The sequence below is a fragment of the Streptococcus sp. A22 genome (genome assembly GCF_043674215.1).
GTDB lineage: Bacteria > Bacillota > Bacilli > Lactobacillales > Streptococcaceae > Streptococcus > Streptococcus suis_V.
This window is the reverse complement of sequence record NZ_JBIMJQ010000053.1, coordinates 1-3,598: the sequence shown is the minus strand read 5'-3', so window position 1 is coordinate 3,598 and position 3,598 is coordinate 1. Positions and strand designations below refer to the sequence as shown.

General features: G+C 43.5%; 4 protein-coding genes. All 4 read right to left on the bottom strand.

All coding sequences use genetic code 11. From position 1 onward, the window contains the following. Window positions 1-79: 79 nt before the first annotated feature. Entirely contained in the window at window positions 80-1,105 is a 1,026-nt protein-coding gene (locus ACHBHN_RS11165; RefSeq protein WP_394734146.1) for a replication initiation factor domain-containing protein, read from the bottom strand. Window positions 1,106-1,424: 319 nt separating this feature from the next. Next, window positions 1,425-2,219 (bottom strand): FtsK/SpoIIIE domain-containing protein, encoded by a 795-nt coding sequence (locus tag ACHBHN_RS11160; protein ID WP_394734145.1) that lies wholly within the window; start codon window positions 2,217-2,219, stop codon window positions 1,425-1,427. Then, a complete protein-coding gene (locus ACHBHN_RS11155; RefSeq protein ID WP_394734144.1) occupies window positions 2,216-2,761 on the bottom strand; it encodes a hypothetical protein in 546 nt (181 codons plus the stop codon). The genes ACHBHN_RS11160 and ACHBHN_RS11155 overlap by 4 nt, the downstream gene beginning before the upstream one ends. After that, window positions 2,758-3,141, bottom strand: a complete 384-nt coding sequence (locus tag ACHBHN_RS11150) for a hypothetical protein (protein WP_394734143.1) — start codon at window positions 3,139-3,141, stop codon at window positions 2,758-2,760. Before ACHBHN_RS11150 ends, ACHBHN_RS11155 begins: the two co-directional genes overlap by 4 nt. Window positions 3,142-3,598: the final 457 nt, after the last annotated feature.

Sequence of the window (3,598 nt, the reverse complement as noted above, 5' to 3'; positions counted from 1 at the left end):
AGTTGATTTCAAACACCCCTTAGAGCTGAAGAAAAAGAGGGAGGAAAATTTTTTTAAAAAAATTTTATTTTTTTTTTCGTCAAGGACATTTTTGTCCTATTTTTTGTAGCCGAGTTTGAAACTTGGCTTTTTCTACTGGTCTCATTCCCTTGTATTCTCTAACCATTTTATCAGCCTTTTCTTGGTTGTGTGTGTTGGCACCTTCTAGGAGTTTCATGAAATCTACCTTCTCCTCTTTGGCTATCGTGCTTAGTCCTTTGATCGCCGTTAGCGTGCTTGCTTCGACCCAATTCAAGGTCTTGGCCAGGCTTGGTTGGTACTCTCTGCCTTTTAACTTGATAGGTTCCACCGATTCCAGGAACTCAGACCACCAAGGCGACACCGCCCACCGTCTTTTGTTGCTATCGTTTGACGGTTCTACAAAGCGAATCAAATCTGACAGAACGCCCTTGAAAATCTCTCCGAAGTTGTAGCCGTTGCCTAGTAATTGAGCGACAAAACTGTTTGCCTTCTCGTGCTTCAGTACCAATTCCCAACGGTTCCAAATTTCAGCATCAACCTCATAGCCTTTTTGTTGTCGCTCATACTTCTTCTCATAGACACGCAGCATCACATCAGATTTGTTGCTTCCCATGTATATTGTGGTTCCTGTATGGTTCCCGTCTGAATCTCGTCCAGCAATGACTTTGAAGGCTCGACATCTGCCAACGTGTTCCCCTCGCTCGATTTTGCCGATAATATCATCAAATGAAACAAGCCCTTCAAATTCATCTAGTGCCAAGTCAATCCGTGAGAAGCTCACAAAACCTTGTAGATGGCTGAATACATCAAACCAGGTCAGGCCTTCTGCTTCCATCATACCCTCAAATATTCGCACTCCTTGACCCGTCATCTCGATATGAACACCCATATCCGACCGATTTTCAGAGTAAAAGACATTGATAATACCGCCCATGGTGTAGGCTCTTTCGTATCCGTACCGCCCACTTTCTGACTCGACAAAATCCACCTTACCAAGCCCCACTTGTTCAATGGCTTCCAGGGGACTTCCTACCTTTACAGTAAAGGACAACCAGTCTATCAAATAGCTATTTTCTATGTTCATGTACACGTAACCCCCCTGTTAGTTACCGGGGGCGTACAATTTTTAATTTTCATCTTAAATTTTCCCCTTTCGAGCTTCGCTCGATTTGCTCCGCAGGGCAGGGGCTCCGCCCCTTGCAACCCCGGCCCTCAATCTGACAGGCGTTGGAGCACTACATCAAAATCTCATAGACTTGGAAGCAATTCAAGAACCGGACAAAATTTTTCACAGAACCCGGCAGAGCCGGAACCTGCAAAAAATTTTGCCACTATCTCACGGAGATTTCTTGAGTTCCTTCCACCTGGGTGGGTCGTGCATTGGTGCCCGATACACTGACAGCTCAAACATCTAAATCGTCTGTATCGGTCTTTTCTATTGTACCACCCAGGCCGTCATCATGGTTAGAGCGTTGTAGCATCTTCTGGACTTTGGCAAAGACCAGTTCACGGCGGTTTTCATGCGGAAAAATGATCCGCATAATTCGTCCGCCATACTGCTGAGCAAACCCCTTACCAGGCGGCGAGGAAGTCACTTCAGTATCATCATCATCTTGAACATCAAAGAGCATTCTCTTTCCTTCGGTAGATACCCCACCGACCAGGATTCTCAAACCAAAGTTTGACCGTACCTGGGTACCACCGAACAGAGTTGAGTCAGCTTGTTGAACCGTAACCAGGATACGCCAACCACCGTCGCCATCTCCAATATTCCGGCTCAACCTCATCATCTCCCCGAAGCGTTGCAGGAACTCTGCTCGCTCCTTTTTATCGATATAGGCTTCTGATAACGAAGCAAATTCATCAATGATAAGCCAATGAATACTGTCGCCAATTGGTTCAACGCCTTCCAGGTGTCTTCTAAAACGCTGATACGCTAGTTCAAAACCTTCTTTGGCTTCTTCTACCGACCAATAACCAGGGCAACCCCTCAACTCTTTCCAGTCTTTGGACCCCTTATAATCTAGGATATAAAGCCTATCCCCGATAGGGGAAAGGGAAGCCAGGCAATGCACCATGTGCATCGTCGCAACCGACTTCCCAGACCCTGTCGAGCCTGCAAGCAAAACATGACCTGGAACCTGCAACCAGCGAGGACTGCCCCACTTTCTATCATGAAAAAATGGATACTTCCTCATAGGACGCTATCGACCTCATCAATTTCTTCATTGTTCCGAATTTCTGCCAGCTTTGAGAGCCGTTCGGCTTCCTCGATATCAGCTTTCTTCTTGTAAATGAAATTCGCTACGAGTAGTCGCCCGTAGCCTTCACGAAGGCCTGGGACCGTTATTCCTGTAATTTGATACTCACAATTAGCATGTATCGTCCTTGAATAATTTTTCAAATTTCGATTGAAATCATCAAACTCTTGCTCGTTTAGCACGGGCAGAAAGTATATTTCGTTCTTCACTACATTCCACCCGTGGACCTGTCTTCTGAGGCTCTCGTTGCTATTCCATAAATGGTCAAATGCGTCGTCAAACTTAATTTGCGCTTGCCAGAGAGCTTTCGTCTCTCGGTCTTCATCAACAGCTTTCTTAACCTGAAATGTGAGGAATGCAAGCATCTTTTGCATCCCTTTCCACCAAGTTAAGAACCAGGTTTTTCGAACTTCCTTTTCTATGAAGATAATCGGCAGAATCAAACCCAGGAGAAGCAATAACATCATCACAATCATCATCGCTCTGCCTCCATTTCTTCAATAAGCGTGTCTTCGTCAAGAAAAATCATGCTAGAAGAACGCATATCATACCCTAAACCTGACAAGCGATAAATCACACCAGGGGTAATTAACAACCCAGGAAGATAAACGACTTTCAGAATTTTTGATGTTCCAACTTCCGAAAAAGTGTAAGTGTAGCCGTCCATTTCCTCTGAAACAACCGACTTCCCTTGTGAATCTTTCAGAGTTTTTCCATTCTCGTCTTTGACCTTTGGATAATGCTCCTTCGTGGGTGCCCCCAGATACATGCCGTACAGCTTATCAAACTTCTGTTTGTTTCCGCTTGTGTTTGACTGTTGTTGCTGCAACAAGTCTGCCAATAAGTCTTTGTTTTCCATAGACTTTTCTCCTTTTGATAAATATATATTTATGCAACAAAGGAGCCAACTGGACATCTTACCAGACGACAAGAAAAGGACAGAGGGACAAAAAAGGAGTGACATACATCACTCCTCCTCTTGAAATTGCTCATTTTTCTAAGTATTTATACAGTAATTGCTTACAGTTTTTGAGCTTGTCAATTCTCTAAATATCTGCTATACTGTGTGTGAACATTAAATATTAGAAAAAAGTCAACTGGAAAGGTAAGAGCGTCCATTGGCTTTTTTTGTTACATCTTCATTATACAGCTTTTCGAAACGTTGTCAATACTGCCAAAATCGAACTAAAAAACGTACTTTTGAGCAAAAACCCCTTAGAGATTTTTAACACCCCCTAGAGTTGATTTCAAACACCCCTTAGAGCTGAAGAAAAAGAGGGAGGAAAATTTTTTTAAAAAAATTTTATTTTTTTTTT

What these genes read in the sequence shown, in the direction of transcription:
- ACHBHN_RS11165 (WP_394734146.1), bottom strand. Translation starts at nt 1,105, where the DNA reads ATGAACATAGAAAATAGCTATTTGATAGACTGGTTGTCCTTTACTGTA.
- ACHBHN_RS11160 (WP_394734145.1), bottom strand. Translation starts at nt 2,219, where the DNA reads ATGAGGAAGTATCCATTTTTTCATGATAGAAAGTGGGGCAGTCCTCGC.
- ACHBHN_RS11155 (WP_394734144.1), bottom strand. Translation starts at nt 2,761, where the DNA reads ATGATGATTGTGATGATGTTATTGCTTCTCCTGGGTTTGATTCTGCCG.
- ACHBHN_RS11150 (WP_394734143.1), bottom strand. Translation starts at nt 3,141, where the DNA reads ATGGAAAACAAAGACTTATTGGCAGACTTGTTGCAGCAACAACAGTCA.